Consider the following 15,895-nt stretch of genomic DNA (forward strand, 5'->3'; position numbering starts at 1 on the left):
ATGCTTAAGGATCGCGCGCAAAAGATTCTGGCGTTAAGGCTGTGTGTCTCAAAAAGATGGCTTCCGCAACCGGAAGTTGTTATGGAGCCTTATCGACAAACCGAAAAAATCAAGTATCTATTAACTGATTTAGATGTTCTAGGGATATGCCCATCACCAATTGGAGGGCATGTCCGTGTCGTTTTCGATTGCAAAAGCAGTGCGAAGGAGTCAGCCATGAGCCGAGCTTTCTGGCTCCATGGAGTAATGACGAAAGCTGGTTCCACACACGGGTTTGTTGTACTAAATAACAAAGTAGCTATTAGTCACGATCATCGGATAAGTGCGACCGACTTGAATATCTCGCTGCTCAGGGAGGAGGAGTTTGAAGACCTGGCAAAAGGAATGGGAGGGAGTACTTTTCCCATTGATTCCGCAGCTGCGAATATCGATGCATGGGAAGTTTTTTTCTCCATGAGATCCAAGCACCCGTTGCTTGCGGACTATTTAGCATTTTCCTCCTCTCGCTATTGGATAATCAAAGATCCGGGGGAAAGGTGTAGGAAAATTGTGGCAAAGTTAAGAACGATTCGTAATGAATTAGATCCTGCTAAGGCAGATCATCTGTCGATTTTTGGTGATGCACTTTGTCTTTTTCTTTTAGCACTTTCGGAGCTTGCAAGCCGATTATTTTTGGTTCTGCTTAAACCAACCACAAGAGATGAGTTTTCAACACCTCTGTTAGCGCTTTTATATGGTGGTTATGAAAATCTGGAGGCAGCACAAAAAATAAAGAAAATTACGTCTGGTTCTCAAGCTGCTGACGCTTTGGATATTTTCCCTGAGCTTGGAAAATTTGAGCAGCTAGTACGAGAGCTTCTGCAGGCGCCTCAGCAAACTCTTCCAGCGTCATTACTCGCTCGAGAATTAAGTCTTATGTTCCTTAATGGGCTAGATGGAACTTTTTTGAGCAGGCAAATTTTGATCGAAAATCCCCATGCCAGTAAGTTTTTGGTTATGGCTAGTAGCTATCTCTGCAAAGCGCTTCGATTGCCAGCAGAGTTCGGTGCCCATTATTCTGATTACGCATTAAGGGTTTCAAGTAGTAATCTGGTTTCAGCGAAAATTTAAGATTCTGTCTTTAGTATCGGTAGTCGATCTTCTTTGGACCTTTGGTTCTTCAATGACTCCGATTTGCCTTTCTAAGGATGCGATCTGAGGTCATTGCAAGGTGAAAAATACTTAATCTCAGCAATTAGAAATTTTTAATTGCTCGGACTGAATTTTCATAATGTCTTCAGATCGCTCCTACTTTACTTGCGTTCAGGTTGACTAGTTTGGTTAAGATGTTCCTGATCACCCTACTGGCCGCCGCATGTGCCAATTTATCACCGTGATCACCGGCGAAATTAGTTTTCGGGCTTATTCTTCCGGTCCCTTTCCCTCCCGCGCCTTCCTCTCTTTCGCATATTTCTCGGACATCTTGCGCCATTGATTCAGCTGCCGAAAATAAGTCCGTTTGACGCTGACCTCCGATAGCGGCCGAATGCCGCGAATCGGACTGACGGGAGGAACACGACGTTCGCTCATGATGCCTGGCTCCTGATGTGGAGTGTTTGTTCGCAGTATCCCGCCCTCGGGCCGATTGCGCGTATCGGGTTGGACATCGTCATCACTGAACCTCAGGCACCAACCCATGTTCCACCATCGCCCTGCGCGCCTCCTCCTCCCCCAGTAGCGTCAAAAACGCCCGCCCCGCCACCGCAGATAAAGACCGCGCCCCCACCGCCCCCACATACACGGTGTAATTCTGAATGGCCGCCGGCAACGGCCCCACCAGCTTCGCCCCCTTGACCAGCAGAATTTCGCTCTGCTGATGCAGTGCCAGCACGGCACTTCCATCCACCAGTTTTTCCGCCACCAACCCGCCCGGCACCAGTACTTCCTTGGCATGCATCTGGCCTGCGATGCCAAGCTGTTCAAACAATTTCTCCAGATAGATCCCGCTGGATCCTCCCGCCTTCGGATCGATCATTGCGACCGAAGGCGCGTCCAGCAACGCCTTCCTGAATTGCGCCACGGTGGCGATGGCCGGCGAGGGCGCGCCTTGCTTGACCGCCACCGCGATCCCCACGCGCGCAATCGCGCGCTCGCTGGCTAGGTTCAGGTAGCCATCCTTGCCCAGCCCGCGCAAGACGCCCTCCGGTGCCACGACTACATCGGCCGGTTCACCGGAGCGCACCCGCTTGTCCACTACGCCGCCGGTGGCATTGTCGACCTTCACATGAATGCCGCTGCGCCGTTCGAAATCGACCGCTACCGTGCGCACGATGGGCGCAATCGCGCCGGCGGCAAGCACGCGGAGTTCGTCCGCAGAAGCGGGCAGGGCAACAAAGGGGGAGATAAGCGAAAAACTCGCAGCGAAGAAAAACGAAAGACGGAACGCACGCACGTTGACTCCAGGCGATGGAAGGCAGGGAAAGGGGATGTGGCGGCAGAACAGAAAGCACGTCGGCGCAAATTATACGACGCGTGCAAACGCCGCGTTTGCGCCCCGTAGGCGGCTAAAAAACCACCACCTGAAATCGATGCGCAGCGACAAAAACGACGACCGTCCCGCCCTCGTCATCGCCCGCGTTCAACGCAGCATCCGCGATGACTTCGCCGCATCCCAATCCCCAAACGCCCGCGACCGCCTGCCCGCATCCACCAGACAATCCTTGACCACCTTCAGCACCAGCAGTCCCACCGCAAACAACACCACCATCAAGCCCGCCAGCATTGCCGCTTCGGCCCACGCCGGCCAGCCCGGCGCGCGCCAGGGAAATCGCACCTGCCTCGCCTGGACCGACTGCATCACCGCAAATCCCAGCCATCCCAGCAGCGGTGCAAAGGGCAGCACCGTGCGCCACACCAGCACCACGGGTCCGCAGAACACCAGCCAATACGTAAATATGCCCAGCGGCAACACCCCATGGCGCAATGCGCTCACCGCCATCGCCAGCGAATCTACACGTTGATCCTTGGCAAGCCCCGCATCCGACAATCCCGCCAGGAAAACGCAGACGATCAAGGTCGCCAGCATCGTCGATTTGCGTGGCGACTCGGGCAGGCCGCGCCGCCCGCGCACCAGCAGGTGCGCAAAGCATCCGCCGCACAGCAGCGCCGTCAGCACCGACGTGCAGGCGGTATAGGTCGGCAGCGAACGCGCCAGCAACGTGATGGCCAGCAACATCACGCCGACAGCGGCCAAGCCGGCCTCCATCGTCAGCTGCACGCGGCGGTGGAGGGGCAGCACATGGACGTGCTCGCTCACGGCCGACGACCTGGGAAGGAGAAGGGCGGGCACCAGCGGCATGGGAAGGCTCCTCGTGGCCGCGTCGCGGCTGAGAGTGCAGGCAGGGAAGTCAGGGGAGGCATTGATCAAATTCTAATGCTCGCGTCCCCAAATGAAATCAGTCCGTTTGGACTGAAATGCCGCTGCAGGATGTAAATTCCTGGCCCCGGGCACCGAAGTTTTTGCGCGCCCAGTCCGTTTGGACTGCTTCAATTCCACGCACTTCTCTCTTATAATTTTTTGCCCCATTTTTTTTCTGGAATGGGCAGGGGCTCTCCGCCTCGTTGATACCGGCCGTCATGGGGGCATGCCGGTTTTCTCTCCGTATTCTTTGGGACTCTCATCGTCTATGTTGTTGCTCACCGGCAGTACCGGATTCATCGGGGGAGCGCTGGCCGCTCGTCTCCTCAAGACGCCTCGCTGGGAGCGCTCACTGTTCCTGGTGCGCTCGGCCAACCGCGACGAGGGCCGCGCGCGCCTGGCGTCCAACCTGCGCCTGCATGGCGTGAGCGAGCAGGACCTGCAGCGTCTCTCCCCCGACCAGATCATCTGCGGCGACCTCACCGGTGTGGAGCGCTGGATCGATGATCCCCGCTTGCTGCAGGTCAACGATGTGGTGAACTCCGCTGCCCTGGCTTCCTTCGGGACCCATCGCTCCATCTTCCCCACCAACGTCGATGGCGTGCTGGCCATGGCGCACGGCCTCTGCCGCGGCCGCAAGCTGCGCCGCTTCATCCAGATCGGCACCGGCATGTCGTGCGGGCGCAATGCGCCACGCCCGGTGTCGGAAGATTATTCCCCCGGCGACGATGTCGAGCACTACCTCGACTACACCGCCAGCAAGTACGAGGCCGAACAGCGCCTGCGCACGGAATTGCCCGAGCTGCCGCTGATCGTCGCGCGCCCCTCCATCGTGGTCGGCCATACCGAGCTGGGCTGTGCCGCCTCCGGCAGCATCTACTGGGTGTTCCGCTTGGCGCGCGCCCTGCAGGCTTTCCCCTGCGAGCTGGATCAGAAGATCGACGTGATTCCGGTGGACTATTGCGCCGAGGCATTGCACCTGCTGCTGGATAAATCGACGCTCAAATACTCGGCCTATAACATCTCCTCCGGCCCGAGCCACTCCTGCACGTTCGGCCAGATCGATGAAGCCATCAGCGTGGGCACCGGTGAGAGCCCGATGTCCCGTTACCGCCAGACCCATTACGAAAGCTTCCTGCAGATGCAGGATCGCTTCAAGGACCTCATCGGTCCCTGCAACAAGCGCATCGTCTTGAAGGCGATCCGTGCGTATGGCTATTTTGCGGCGGAAGAAGTGCTGTTCGACAACGCGCGCCTGATCGAGGAGGGCATGCGCCCGCCCCGGCCGCTCACCGATTATGTGACCCTGTGCGAGCGCACCAGCAAGGACATCCTCATCGCGCAGCAGATGAAGTACGACTACAAGACCTGAGCAAGACGCTCAGGTCACCGTATTGAAATTGAAAACAACGTTCAGGCCGCATCGAGCAGGATCTCGATGCGCTCCTTGCCGCGTCCCGTGTTCTTGCGCTTGAGCCGCAACGTTCCCACCTCCGCCGTGGTGCGGGGATGCGTACCGCCGCAGGCCATGCGCGCAAATCCTTCCACTTCCCAATAACGCCGCCCGGCGGCCTCATCGCTGAATGCGGTGACGATAGGCAAGCCCGCCGCCACCAGTTCCTGCGCCGCTGCTTCGATGGCCGGGAAGAGGGGCGCCAGGCTGGTCTCGCTGGCAAAGTCCACGCGCGCCTTGTCGATGGCGATATGCGCGCCGATGCGTTCGATGCCCGGCCGCATCTGGTAGACCAGTTGCAACACCATCTCGGCCGCAAAATGCAGGCGCATGAGGCGATAGCGGCGTGCCCAGTCGATCTGCAGGTGGACCGCATCGCCAACCTGCAGGCCATGCCCCGGGGGCAGCGTGTAGACGATGGCCTGGTCGCGCTTCTCCGCCTGCAGCACGGGGTGGCCGCCGAGCGTGCCGGCGTCGCTCTCCTGGCCACCGGAGAAAGCGAAGAAGATGGTCTGCGCGATTTGTACCTGATCACCATCGACCGCCGTGATGGTCGTATCGAGTTCGGTCTGATAGGGCGCGGACCAGAAGAGTTTGTGCGTCATGATCTTGGCGGGGCGGAGATGGCAACAACAACAGGCGATCGGCGGGAGGTCTGCCCGTCGACGTGCTCAAACAAATGAGCGCAGATTTTACGATGAAATCGGCTTGGCCCGCCGCGTCAGCCTGGTCAGGCGGACTGTGTCTCCAGCAGATCTTCTATCGCCGCAATGTCGACCTCATCGCGCTGCGCCGGGCGCAGCAATTCGTCCGCATAGCTGCGCCATAGTCCGCTGCGCAGGAAGTAGCGGAACAGCTCGGTGTCCAGATGCTGCTCGCTGCACATCCTGGCCATGATGCGCAGCGATTCCGACAAGGTCTTGGCCGGCTTGTAAGGCCGATCTGCTGCAGTCAGCGCCTCGAATACGTCAGCCAATGCCATCACCCTGTCCTGCACCGGCAGTTCGGACGCCCGCAGGCGGCGCGGGTAGCCGCTGCCATCCATTTTCTCGTGATGGTTGGCGGCGGTATCGGGTACGCTCTTGAGCGACTCCGGCCAGGGCAGGCTCTTCAACATCACCAGGGTTTGCACGATGTGATTGTTGATGGCGAACCGATCCTCCTCGGTCAGCGTGCCGCGCCGTACGGTCAGGTTGTGCAGCTCACCCATGTTCTGCCTGTACTGCGGCAACTGCATGTCGAAGCCCAGCACATTGCGCGGGTCCCCGCGTTCGACCGCAGGACGATGTTCGTCATCCCAGACGACCTTGTGTTCAGGGCGATCGGCCAGCAATTGTTCGGTCTGCGGCAGCGTCAGCGCGGGCTGCCCCGCGCGGGTGGCCTGCAGGCGCCGGCTTTCTTCATCGGCCAGGCCCAGGCTGTCATCGAAGTGACGCTGCCAGGTCTGCTTGGCGATCTGGCGCAGCCGCGCGATGGCCTCCTCCGACATCGCTTCGCCGCCGACATTGCATTGCGCGACGAAGGCGAAGTCCTCCTGCAGCTGATGCCGCCGCGCTTCCAGACGTGCGCGCAAGCGCTCCGCCTGGTCAGGCGGCACGCTGGTGTGCAAGGCGCGCAGCAGCTCCAGTTCGGCATCGCGCCACAGCACTTCAAAGCGCATGCGCACTTCATGGAGACGATTGTGGATCACTTCGAGTTTGGTGGCCTTGTCCACGATGTGCTCGGGGCTGGTGACCTTGCCGCAGTCATGCAGCAGCGCGGCCAACTGGAACGCATAGCGCTCGTCTTCGTTCAGGGTGAACGCCGCATAGGGCCCCGTGCGCTCCTGGGCCAGGCTCTCCACCAGCATGATGGCCAGGTGCGGTACGCGCTCGCAGTGGCCGCCGGTGTAGGGGCTCTTGGCGTCGATGGCGTCGGCCATCAGGCGGATCAGCGACTCCAGCAGCGCCTTTTGCGCTGCGATCAGCTGGCGCGTTTCGATGGCCACGGCCAGCATGCCCGAGAGCCGACGTGCAAAGGCCAGGAAGCGCGGATCCTCATGCGCGCTGTCGTGCGCATGCATCAGCACCAGCAGGCCCTCCAGCGAGCCATTGCGGCCGCGCAGGTCCAGTTCCACGCGCAGCCGGCCATCTTCGGTGTCGCGCGCTTCATCGGCGGCGCTCTCCTGTTCGTCATAAGGCATGCTGTCGGCCAGGCCGCATTGCTGGCCGTAAGCCGCAGCACGTTGCATCACCCGCTGTTCACGCTGCCACAGGTAGACCGCGCCGCCATCGCAGCGCGTGGCCTGGACGAATTTTTCCAGCACTTGCTGCAGCATTTCCTCGACGTGGGTTTCGGTGCTCAGGATGGCGCTGATGTCGAGGAAGGCTTCCACCGTCAGGCTCACGTGATCGACCATGTCGGTGAGCATGTTGACCTCACGCAAGGTGCTGCGGCCCCGGCCCTGGGTGCGGAAATCGAAGCGCGACATGCGCCCGGCCTGCAGCGCCAGCCGCTCCATGCTGCGGCCGATGGCGCGTCCGGCCCACCAGCCCAGCGGCAGGAAGGCCAGCACCAGCAGCAAGGCCACCAGCACCATGGTCTTGCGATTGCGGTCCAGCTGGCCCAGCAGTTCGTCGCCAGGCGCGGCGATGAGGAGCTTGAGGGCATGGCCGTCGATCACGTTGAAGGGCAATGACAAGCCCAGCCATTCGCGCCCGTCCACGCTGTAGAGCGCGCTCGCTTCGCCGGTGCGCGCACGCTCGGACAGTTGCGACAAGCTCGGTACGTCCAGTTCATCCAGGCTGCGGAAACGGAAGCTCTCCCCGTCCTGTTCCAGCACCCGCGCCATGTCGCTGTAGGCGATGACCTTGCGCTGCTCGTCCACCAGCGCCAGTTCGCTGTGCGGGGTCAGGCGCAGGTTGCCCAGGCTGGCCGCGAGGTCATCGAGCGTCATGTCGATGGCCACCACGGCGTCGCTGTTGCGGGCGCGCTGCGAGAGACTGATGCCGATCTGGCGCGTGGTGAAGAAAACGTAGGGCGCAGATATCGCGGGCGCCAGCGAACGGTCTGCCGTGGCATACCAGGGACGCGTGCGCGGATCGAAGCGGTAGCCTGCTTCATCCCGCTGGGACAGCAGCTTCAGTTCGCCGTCGTAGAACCGGTATTGACCGTGCTGCGCACCGGCGCCGTCGCGCACGATGCTTTGTACCAGGAAGGCCGCATTGGCCGGTGCGGTAAAGAAGTCGCGCTGCTCGGCGCCGCGCAGCGAACGCACCAGCAGGAAGTCGCCATTGGGGTAGCCCACATAGACGGCCGACACCAGCGGATTGGCCACCAGGTCGATGGAGAAGGCGGCGATGCGCGCAAGGCGGTCATCGAGTCGGGTGGCTTGGGTGATCGGATCGAAGGCCAGCTGGCGCAGGGTGGCCACGGCAGGATCGATGATGCGGCGGGAGCGCTCGGTCATGATGCGGCCGGCGTCTTCGGCCGAGCGCTCGGCCATGTCCAGCAGCACCTGGCGCGCGCCCCACCAGCCGACCGACACCAGCACCGCCGCCAGCAGGATCATGCCGGCCATCACCAGGCCGGAAATACCGAAGCGCACCGGCAAGCCAGGTACGTTGGCGTCGTCGTCGGACGGATCAAACAAAGGGCGTTCGGGAAGGGGCATTGAGCTCGCAGCGACCGGGTGACCTGCAACGGGACCCGCGATGCCATCGGCGCCGCCCACCACGGCGCACAACGGGACACGGCCTCTTTTTTGTCCGAGCCAATATACCGGAATTACGTGGCACCAGCAAAAAGCAGTCACGTTGATCGAGAAGCTGCCGGGCCGTTGCATGCAGGCATGCGCGGCCGGCATTGGCGCTGCCTGGCAAGTCAAGCTGCAGCCCGCCCGCAGAGCGGGCTGCGCGGCGACGGCAACGTAAAAACCACACATTTGTCAATAGATGCAGGCATTGTGTGGCAAGTGGTGTACAATGTGCCCTGTACTTGCATCAAGTTGTATTCTTGTTGGTTCCAATTCCGCCTGACTGTCGTTCCCTCCTCGGTCGTTCTGTTTTCTTTCCTTCGGTTTCAGTTCTTGGTTTCAAGTGCCTATCAGGCATCTGCCTTCATTCGTCCCAAACTTTCCAAAGGAAACAAACATGAGCACTCAAACTGGCGTAGTCAAATGGTTCAACGATGCCAAGGGCTTCGGCTTCATCACTCCTGATGCTGGCGGCGCTGACGTCTTCGCGCACTTCCAGGACATCCAGTCCAACGGCTTCCGCAGCCTGTCGGAAAACCAGCGCGTGTCCTTCGACCGCGGTGTCGGCCCCAAGGGTGAAAAGGCCACCAACATCAAGGTCATCTAAGACCGCGATATTCGCGCAAGCGAAGCAGAACATCCTCGCTGTCCGCGCCTGAATGCCTCCGGAATTCCATACGCTCCAGGGGCCAGGCCGGCAGACTCCGCAGTCCTTTCATGTCGGCGCGATTTTTTCGCAGACTCTCACCTGGCAGATAGCCAGGGAGGGCCGGTACCGAAGGAAAGGGCAGCGCAGGGCGCCGCCCCTGCCAGAGACTCACCTGTGGCCGTGCAGATGGCGCGGGCAGGTGAACTTTGACGGCAGGGGCGCGTCAGTCACGGCGCAAGCCGTGTAGCAAATAGTTAATTAATCGCTCGTAGAGCGTGACACCGGCCCGCACCAACGGCGGCCTCCGGACCACAACACGAACACCTGGATTGCGACCGCACCGGCCAGATAGACCGGGCAGGACACTCTCGCAGCACCTGGCAGATCGCCAGGGCCATGAGGGAATCCAGCGTTAATCAATGAACGGCCCATCTGGTTTCAGATGGGCTTTTTGCGTTCTGGAACCGATATAAATCATATAAATGGTTTATGTCGTCTGGCTGTGCGGACTGTCCAGCAGCTGCAAAGCCTGCGCCACCACCGCCTCCGGCGTGATGCCGAAATGCCGGTACAGCACTTCCGCTGGCCCCGGCGCACCGAAGCCCGCCATGCCGACGAAGCCGCCGCGCGCGCCCAGGTAGCGGTCCCATCCAAAGCGCACCGCAGCTTCCACCCCGATACGGATCGTGTCCTTGCCCAGCACGGCGTCGCGATAGGCGCTGTCCTGCTGGTCGAACAATTCCCAGCACGGCAGCGACACCACGGCGGTGGCCACGCCCCGCGCTTCCAGCAGGTCGCGCGCAGCACAGGCGATGGCCACTTCCGAGCCGGTGGCCAGCAAGCTCACCTGGCGCGGCCCGCATTGCGCCTCTGCCAGCACATATCCCCCGCGCGCACTGAGATTGCTCACCTCGAAGCGCTTGCGTACCGGCGGCAGGCTCTGTCGTGCGAAGACCAGGCTGACCGGACCGCTGCGGTGCTGCATGGCGACTTCCCAGCATTCCACCGCCTCGCTGGCATCGGCCGGACGCATCACCAGCATGTTGGGCATGGCGCGCAGCGAGGCCAGGATTTCCACCGGCTGGTGTGTCGGACCGTTTTTGCCGATGCCAATCGAGTCATGGCTGAACACGAATTTCACCGGCAAGCCCATCAGCGCGGCCATGCGCATGGCCGGGCGTTCATAGTCCGAGAAAGCCAGATAGGTCACGGCCAGCGGGATCACGCCGCCATGCGCGGCCATGCCATTGGCCATCGCGCCCATGACGTGCTCGCGCACACCGCAGTGCACGTAGGCGCCGCTGCGGTCGCTGGCGGTGAAGGCCTTCAGTGAGCCCTTGTGCGCAGTGGGTGCTTCCAGATCGGCGCACCCCACCATGCGTTCCGGGATCACCTCGGCCAGCAACTGGTTGAGCGCGGCCGAGATCAGGATGCCGCCCTGCGCCTGTGCGGGTTCGTGCGCAGTCCGCTTGAATTGCAGCAACACGTTCTGCCATCCGTCGGGCAAGTCGCCGCGCAGGACGCGGTCGAATTCGGCGCGCTGCGCGGGTGTCAGCGCCTGCAGTCGCTGATGCCAGGCGGCGTGTTCGTCGCGATTGCGTTGACCGAAGTGGCGCCAGGGCGTGAGGATGTCCTGCGGGATCTCGAAGGGCGCATGCGGCCATTGCAGCAGCTCGCGGGCGGCTTGCGCATCTTCCGCGTAGAGCCGCGCGCTGTGCCCGCCGCGCTGGCCCTGCACACGCGGGATGCCGCGGCCGATGATGGTGCGGCAGGCGATCATCGAGGGCCGGTCCGAGGCGCGTGCAGCATCGAGTGCGCGGGAGACCGCCTCGATATCATGGCCGTCCACCTCTACGACATGCCAGCCGGCCACGCGGAAACGCTCGGGCACGTTTTCGCTGATGGAGAGTCCGGTGGCGCCGTCATCGGTGATCTGGTTGTCATCCCACAGCATGGTCAGTTTGGCCAGGCGCAGATGGCCGGCCAGCGAAATCATTTCCTGCCCGATGCCCTCCTGCAGGCAGCCATCGCCGACGAAGGCGTAGGTGCGGTGATTGACGATGCCGTCGCCGAAGCGCGCATTCAGGTAAGCCTCGGCGACGGCCATGCCGAAGGCATTGGCGATGCCCTGGCCGAGCGGGCCGGTGGTCACTTCGATGCCGAGTTGTGGATCGTATTCCGGGTGGCCGGCACAGTGCGAACCGAATTCGCGGAAGTTGCGCACCTGCTCCAGCGTGATGTGTTCATAGCCGGTGAGGTAGAGCAGGCTGTAGAGCAGCATCGAGCCATGGCCATTGGAGAGCACTACGCGGTCGCGGTCCGGCCAGGCCGGATCGGCGGCGTGAAAGCGCAGGTGGCGGGCGTAGAGTGCGGTGGCGATCTCGGCCATGCCCAGCGGCACGCCCTGATGGCCTTCGGTAGCGCGCACGATGGCGTCGATGGAAAGAAAGCGGATGGCATGCGCCAGCGGCTGCAGGGGATGTGGGGTCATGACAGCAAGACGCATCTGCCCGGCGGAGGAGGGCGATGCGTCAGTCTCCGTTGTAATGGTGGAGACTTATTCTTGGCGGTCGGTACGGGTGCAGGCAAGCGATGAAAATTCAGGCTTGGCTGAATTGGCGTCAAGTAAGCGCAAGTTTCCCGCTCTCTTCACGCAACCACTGCAGGAACACCACCACCTCCGGCCGCGACTTGTTGCGTGCCGGGCAAACCGCAAAGTGCTGCGTGATCTCCAGCGTCATCCCTTGCGCAAACACCGGCTGCAGCCGCCCACTGGCCAGATGTCCGGCCCCGAAGGCATTGCTCTCGAAGACCACCCCCAATCCCTGCACGGCGGCTTCGATGCTCATCATCGCGCGGTCGAAGCGCAGCGCGATGCGTTCCGGACGCAGGTCCGGCGCGTAGCGGGCAAACCATTCCGGCCATTGCAGCAGGCTGCCGCGCGACTGGATCAGCGGGGCCAGCACCAGGTCTTCCGGGGTCTCGATGCGATGGCGCGCGAGAAAATCCGGGCTGGCCATCGGGATCACCTGCTCCGACAACACCGGTTCGATTTCCAGGTCCGGCCAGTGCGGCACGCCGCAGCGGATGTCCAGATCCACCTGCCCGATCTCGAAGTCGGAGATTTCCGGCGAGGCCGACAAGCCGAAGGCGATCTCCGGATAACGCTGCGTAAAACGTCCAATGCGCGGCATCAGCCACAGGCTTGCGAAGCTGGGGCTGGAATGGATCTGCAGCGAATTCTCCACGCCATGCCGCAAATCGTCGGTGGCCGAATTGATCGCCCCGAGCGCACCGGCCACGCGGTTGAGATAGCTCTGTCCTGCGGGCGTAAGCTCCACGCCCTTGGTGGAACGCTCGAACAGGCGCAGCCCCAGCAGCTTTTCCAGACGCGCCACCTGGTGGCTGATGGCCGACGGCGTGAGATGCAATTCAGCTGCAGCAAGATTGAAACTCTTCCTGCGCGCGATCGCCTCGAAGGCCATCAGAGAGGTCAGTGGAGGAATCATGGTGTCTCGGTTTTTGGTCTTGTGAAAGTTCCTGCTGCGTCACGGCATGCGCGGGCGCGGGCTCGCGGCCGATTTTAGCGCATCGATCCGGCAGATGAAGCTTCGTCACATTTCCATGACAAAGCATCACTTGTCGCGGCCGGATGAAAGTTCGAAGATCGCCGCCAGAACAACAGGCAGACATCCATCCATGCGCGCCATCCCGCCCGGCATCGGCCGGTCGGCGCACTGCGCGGAGGTCTTCGCCGTTGCCCGTTCGCATGCCACCTTCAGGAGACCACACCATGCTGCTCAAGAACAAAGTCGCCGTCATTACCGGCGGTGCCGGCCTCAATGGCCTGGGATTTTCCACCGCGCGCCTGATGGCCGCGCAAGGCGCGCGCGTCGTCATCCTCGACCTGGAACGCGCCGAGCCTTCCACCGCTGCGGCCCGCCTGGGCGAGGGCCATCTCGGCCTGGTCGCTGACGTTACCGACAAGGCCTCCTGTGAGGCCGCAGCGCAGGCAATCCTGCAGCAGTTCGGCCGCATCGACATCCTGGTCAACAATGCCGGCATCACCCAGCCCGCCAAATTCCTCGACATCAGCGGACGTGACTACGACCGCATCCTCGATGTCAGCCTGCGCGGCACGCTCTACATGTCGCAGGCGGTGCTGCCGGCCATGCGTGCGCAGCAGGGCGGTTCCATCGTCTGCATTTCTTCGGTGTCGGCCCAGCGCGGCGGCGGCATCCTGGGCGGTCCGCACTATTCGGCGGCCAAGGCTGGCGTGCTGGGCCTGGCACGGGCCATGGCGCGGGAGTTCGGGCCGGAAGGCATCCGCGTCAATTGTGTCACGCCCGGTCTCATCTCGACCGACATCAACAAGGACATCCTCAGCGCCGAGAAGAAAGCCGAGATCGCCCAGACCATTCCCCTGGGCCGCCTGGGCGGACCGGACGACGTGGGCGGCGTGTGTGTCTTCCTGGCCAGCGACCTGTCGCAGTACTGCACGGGCATCACGCTGGATGTCAACGGCGGCATGCTGATCCATTGAGTTGTTCATGCGCCGGCCGGCAGGCCGGTGCGGCTTCATCGATTTCCACCATAAAAAAACCCAGGAGACAAAAGATGAAAGACGAAACCGTATCCAAGAAGATCACCCGCCGCCAGGTCCTGAAGGCAGGCGCTGTGGGGGCTGCACTGCCGCTGTTTTCCATTCTCACGCGGCCCGCCAATGCGGCCGAATTTACTTATAAATTCGCCACCGGCCAGGATCCCTCGCACCCGGTCAACAAGCGGGCGCAGGAAGCCATCGACCGTATCCGCAACGCCACCAACGGACGCATGGAGATCAAGCTGTTCCCGGCCAACCAGCTGGGTTCCGATACCGACCTGATGTCGCAGATCCGCAATGGCGGTGTGGAATTCTTCAACCAAGCCAATACCGTACTCTCCACGCTGGTGCCGGCCGCCGGGATCGTCAACACCGGCTTTGCCTTCCAGGATTACACGGCCGTATGGAAGGCCATGGACGGCCCGCTGGGTGCGCACGTACGCGCGCAGATCGAGAAGGTCGGACTGCTGACCATGTCCAAACCGTGGGACAACGGCTTCCGCCAGATCACGACCTCGACCAAGCCCGTCAAGAGCGCCGCCGACGTCAAGGGACTGAAGCTGCGGGTGCCTGCCGCGCCGATGCTGACCTCGCTGTTTTCCGCCCTGGGCGCCAGCCCCACGCCGATCAACTTCAACGAGGTTTATTCGTCACTGCAGACCAAGCTGGTGGAAGGCCAGGAAAATCCGCTGGCCATCATCAGCACCGCGCGCCTGTACGAAGTGCAGAAATTCTGCACGCTCTCCAACCACGTGTGGGATGCGTACTGGATCCTGGGCAACCGCCGTGCCTTCGACAAGCTGCCCAAGGACATCCAGGAAATCGTGCGCCGCGAACTGGACCAGGCGGCCACTGATGAACGTGCCGACATCGCCAGTTTCTCCGGCATGGCGCGCAATGACCTGGCCGGCAAGGGGTTGCAGATCGTCGATGCCGACAAGGATTCCTTCAAGCAAGCGCTGGCCCAGGCCAATTTCTACAAGGACATGCGCGCCAAGTTCGGCGAGGAGGCCTGGAAACTGCTGGAGAGCAGCGTTGGCGCGCTCGGCTGAGGCGCCTCGCTGATCACGAGGGCTGCCGTGCGCCGTGCGCGGGCTCAGTCAAAGCCGCGCACGCGCTCCTTGTCCATGCGCGGCAATTCCCAATGGAAGCGGATCGCCAGCAGGCGCACCGCAAAGCCCAGCAGCAGCGAGGCGAGCGTGGCAATGCGGCCATCGATCTGCCAGTGCAGGATCAACACATACAGGGTGCCCGTCAGCAGCGACACGCTGGCATAGATCTCGCGCCGCAGGACCAGCGGAATCTCGTTGCACAGCACATCGCGCAGCAAGCCGCCAAACACGCCCGTGACCATGCCCAGCATCACCACGATGGCCGGATGGAAGTTGTCGAAGCTGCGCGCGATGTCGCAGCCGATGATGGTGAAGGCCACCAGTCCCAGCGCATCCACCACCAGGAAGGCAGACTTGAAATGATGCAGGGCACGTGCGGCCACGGCCGCGACGATGGCCGCGCAGATGGTGAAAGCTAGGTATTGCGGATGCGCCACCCAGCCCAGCGGATAGTGGCCGATCAGGATGTCGCGCACGGTACCGCCACCGAGTGCCGCCACCGTCCCGATGAGGCAGATGCCGAAGATGTCCATGTCCTTGCGGATGCCCATGAGCGCGCCCGAGACGGCTTCGGCGCAGATGGCGATGAGGTAGATGGTATGCAGCAGCATGGCAGGGTCCGGGCTGGCGGTAGTCGCGAAGCCCGGATTATTGCATGGCGCGGTCCCGACGCCATGCTGCGACACCCAAGATCAGGCGGAGGTGTCGATGATATTGCCGATGGCCTTCACGCCCGAGCTCACGCTGTCAGCCACCGAGTGCGCGGCCGATGAAACGGCATCGACCGTGGTGTCGTAGGCGCTTTCAATCTCGTCGCCGACTTCGGAGGCGACATTCTTGATGGGCTGGATGATGGTGTTGTAGAAGCTGCTGTTGCCGGAGGAGACCGAAGATACGCTCATGTGAAACTCCCTTGTAGTGGTAGGCAGCCGGCATCCCCCTCTGATG

Annotated in this window: 14 protein-coding genes; 5 read left to right on the forward strand and 9 right to left on the reverse strand. The window is 61.9% G+C overall.

The genetic code is table 11. The features are described 5' to 3' along the window. Window positions 1-216 precede the first annotated feature (216 nt). A complete protein-coding gene (locus tag ACLRDN_RS02635) occupies window positions 217-1,110 on the forward strand; it encodes a hypothetical protein (RefSeq protein ID WP_413458849.1) in 894 nt (297 codons plus the stop codon). A 291-nt stretch (window positions 1,111-1,401) separates the two neighbouring features. On the opposite strand, the gene ACLRDN_RS02640 is transcribed toward ACLRDN_RS02635, so the two are convergent. The 3 genes from ACLRDN_RS02640 to ACLRDN_RS02650 form a co-directional block, all read right to left on the reverse strand. Then, window positions 1,402-1,569 (reverse strand): hypothetical protein, encoded by a 168-nt coding sequence (locus tag ACLRDN_RS02640; RefSeq protein WP_413458850.1) that lies wholly within the window; start codon window positions 1,567-1,569, stop codon window positions 1,402-1,404. 82 nt (window positions 1,570-1,651) lie between these two features. Further along, window positions 1,652-2,431, reverse strand: a complete 780-nt coding sequence (locus tag ACLRDN_RS02645; protein WP_413458851.1) for a molybdate ABC transporter substrate-binding protein — start codon at window positions 2,429-2,431, stop codon at window positions 1,652-1,654. Between the two features lie 186 nt (window positions 2,432-2,617). Beyond that, window positions 2,618-3,337 (reverse strand): hypothetical protein, encoded by a 720-nt coding sequence (locus ACLRDN_RS02650; RefSeq protein ID WP_413458852.1) that lies wholly within the window; start codon window positions 3,335-3,337, stop codon window positions 2,618-2,620. A gap of 328 nt (window positions 3,338-3,665) precedes the next feature. On the opposite strand from ACLRDN_RS02650, the gene ACLRDN_RS02655 reads away from it, so the two are divergent. After that, on the forward strand, window positions 3,666-4,769 hold the full coding sequence (locus ACLRDN_RS02655) for an SDR family oxidoreductase (RefSeq protein ID WP_413458853.1): 1,104 nt from the start codon (window positions 3,666-3,668) through the stop codon (window positions 4,767-4,769). 41 nt (window positions 4,770-4,810) lie between these two features. On the opposite strand, the gene ACLRDN_RS02660 is transcribed toward ACLRDN_RS02655, so the two are convergent. Together ACLRDN_RS02660 and ACLRDN_RS02665 are read right to left on the reverse strand one after the other, a co-directional pair. Further along, a complete protein-coding gene (locus ACLRDN_RS02660; RefSeq protein WP_413458854.1) occupies window positions 4,811-5,455 on the reverse strand; it encodes an alanyl-tRNA editing protein in 645 nt (214 codons plus the stop codon). Window positions 5,456-5,580: 125 nt separating this feature from the next. Next, entirely contained in the window at window positions 5,581-8,502 is a 2,922-nt protein-coding gene (locus ACLRDN_RS02665; RefSeq protein ID WP_413458855.1) for an HD domain-containing phosphohydrolase, read from the reverse strand. A 478-nt stretch (window positions 8,503-8,980) separates the two neighbouring features. Here ACLRDN_RS02665 and ACLRDN_RS02670 point away from each other — a divergent pair, with 478 nt between their 5' ends. Then, on the forward strand, window positions 8,981-9,190 hold the full coding sequence (locus ACLRDN_RS02670; protein ID WP_006461922.1) for a cold-shock protein: 210 nt from the start codon (window positions 8,981-8,983) through the stop codon (window positions 9,188-9,190). Window positions 9,191-9,719: 529 nt separating this feature from the next. Here ACLRDN_RS02670 and ACLRDN_RS02675 read toward each other — a convergent pair. Continuing rightward, window positions 9,720-11,723, reverse strand: a complete 2,004-nt coding sequence (locus ACLRDN_RS02675) for a transketolase family protein (protein ID WP_413458856.1) — start codon at window positions 11,721-11,723, stop codon at window positions 9,720-9,722. A 130-nt stretch (window positions 11,724-11,853) separates the two neighbouring features. Then, the gene (locus tag ACLRDN_RS02680; protein WP_413458857.1) at window positions 11,854-12,741 is read right to left on the reverse strand and encodes a LysR substrate-binding domain-containing protein; all 888 of its coding nucleotides are present in this window, start codon (window positions 12,739-12,741) and stop codon (window positions 11,854-11,856) included. A 284-nt stretch (window positions 12,742-13,025) separates the two neighbouring features. On the opposite strand from ACLRDN_RS02680, the gene ACLRDN_RS02685 reads away from it, so the two are divergent. Both ACLRDN_RS02685 and ACLRDN_RS02690 read left to right on the forward strand, forming a co-directional pair. Continuing rightward, window positions 13,026-13,775 carry an SDR family NAD(P)-dependent oxidoreductase gene (locus tag ACLRDN_RS02685; protein WP_413458858.1) on the forward strand — a complete coding sequence of 250 codons (750 nt, stop codon included), beginning with the start codon at window positions 13,026-13,028 and terminating at the stop codon, window positions 13,773-13,775. Window positions 13,776-13,849: 74 nt separating this feature from the next. After that, window positions 13,850-14,887 (forward strand): TRAP transporter substrate-binding protein, encoded by a 1,038-nt coding sequence (locus tag ACLRDN_RS02690; protein WP_413458859.1) that lies wholly within the window; start codon window positions 13,850-13,852, stop codon window positions 14,885-14,887. A 44-nt stretch (window positions 14,888-14,931) separates the two neighbouring features. On the opposite strand, the gene ACLRDN_RS02695 is transcribed toward ACLRDN_RS02690, so the two are convergent. Together ACLRDN_RS02695 and ACLRDN_RS02700 are read right to left on the reverse strand one after the other, a co-directional pair. Next, entirely contained in the window at window positions 14,932-15,558 is a 627-nt protein-coding gene (locus ACLRDN_RS02695) for a trimeric intracellular cation channel family protein (protein WP_413458860.1), read from the reverse strand. An 81-nt stretch (window positions 15,559-15,639) separates the two neighbouring features. Further along, a complete protein-coding gene (locus tag ACLRDN_RS02700; protein ID WP_413458861.1) occupies window positions 15,640-15,849 on the reverse strand; it encodes a protamine P1 domain containing protein in 210 nt (69 codons plus the stop codon). Window positions 15,850-15,895: the final 46 nt, after the last annotated feature.

The organism is Herbaspirillum huttiense (assembly GCF_047300815.1).
In the GTDB taxonomy this organism is placed as follows: domain Bacteria; phylum Pseudomonadota; class Gammaproteobacteria; order Burkholderiales; family Burkholderiaceae_D; genus Herbaspirillum; species Herbaspirillum huttiense_A.